Here is a 1407-nt window from a genome sequence, read left to right on the forward strand (position 1 = left end):
TGTATAAGAGACAGCTCCGGGGGAGTGCACGCACATGAAATCATCGGTCCCGCCGCAGGAGCCCGGAACCGCCGGAGGGGCACGGGCGCTCGTGTCCCTCACGACGACGGAGCTGGCCTCCGCCCTGCGCGAGCGTCACGTCACCGCGGTGGAGGTGCTGGACGCCTTCCTCGCCCGCGCGCGAGCGCACAACGCCGCGCTCAATGCCGTGGTGACCTGGGACGAGGCGCAGGCCCGGAAGCGGGCGGAAGCGGCGGACGCGGCGCTCGCCCGGGGCGAGCTGTGGGGTCCGCTGCACGGCGTGCCCTTCACGGTGAAGGACGCGTTCAGCACCGGCGGCCTGCGCACGACGGCCGCCCATCCGGGCTTCGCGCAGTACGTGCCCGCGGAGGACGCGACCGTGGTGGCCCGGCTCAAGGCGGCGGGGGCCATCCTCTTCGGCAAGACGAACCTGCCGCCGTTCGCGGGGGACTTCCAGACGGACGGGCCGCTCTGGGGCCGGACGAACAACCCGCATGACCTGGGGCGCACGCCGGGCGGCTCCAGCGGTGGCGCGGCGGCGGCGGTGGCGGCGGGGCTCACGCCGTTCGAGGTGGGCAGCGACATTGGCGGCTCCATCCGGCAGCCGGCGCACTACTGCGGCATCGTGGGCCTCAAGCCCACGGAGCACCGGGTCTCCACCTTCGGGCACATCCCGGACCCGCCGGGCGGGACGCGCCACGTGCGCCACATGGCCTGCGCGGGGCCGCTGGCGCGCTCGGTGGCGGACGTGCGGCTCCTGCTGTCCCTCATCGAGGGCGCGGATCCGCGCGCTCCGGAGGTGCCGCCCGTCGCGCCGGTGGGGGCCGCGAAGCCCCGGGCGCTGAAGGGCCTGCGGCTGGCGTGGGCGGACACGCTGGGGCCCTTCCAGGCCGACCGCGAGACGCGTGAGCTGTTCCAGCGCTTCGCCGCCGCGGCCCGAAAGGAGGGCGTCGTGGTGGAGCAGGCCGTGCCGCCGGGGCAGGACTTCACGGACCTGGTGGAGGTGTGGGGGCTGATTGAGGGCGCCGAGGTGGGCGCGCCCCTGCCTCCGCCCGTGCGCGAGGGCTACCAGCAGCAGTTCCTTCCCTACGCGCGCGACCTGCTGGCGAAGGCCATCCTGCAGGGCACGCGCGTGGACATGACGGGCTACGGCACGGCGCTCAGCCGGCGGGACGGGCACATCGGCCTGCTGGAGGACTTCCTGTCCGGCTGGGACGCGTGGCTCGTGCCGGTGGCGATGTCGGCCGCGCCGCCGCACACGCCGTTCGGGGCGCCGGTGGACGTGGACGGCGCGCCTCGCGACTATCTGGAGGCCTTGGGCGGGTTCACCTGCCTGTTCAACGCGACGGGGAGCCCTGTCGTGGTGTTCCCGCTGGGGCGCACGGC

1 protein-coding gene is annotated in these 1407 nt (G+C 74.8%); it reads left to right on the plus strand.

The window, feature by feature from the left end; genetic code table 11:
* Positions 1-34: 34 nt before the first annotated feature.
* Positions 35-1407, plus strand: a 1373-nt coding sequence (locus D7V80_RS40955) for an amidase (RefSeq protein ID WP_147447405.1), incomplete at its 3' end; no start/stop codon positions are given.

Origin of the sequence: Corallococcus sp. CA054B (genome assembly GCF_003611625.1) — a bacterium.
Classification (GTDB): Bacteria; Myxococcota; Myxococcia; order Myxococcales; family Myxococcaceae; genus Corallococcus; species Corallococcus coralloides.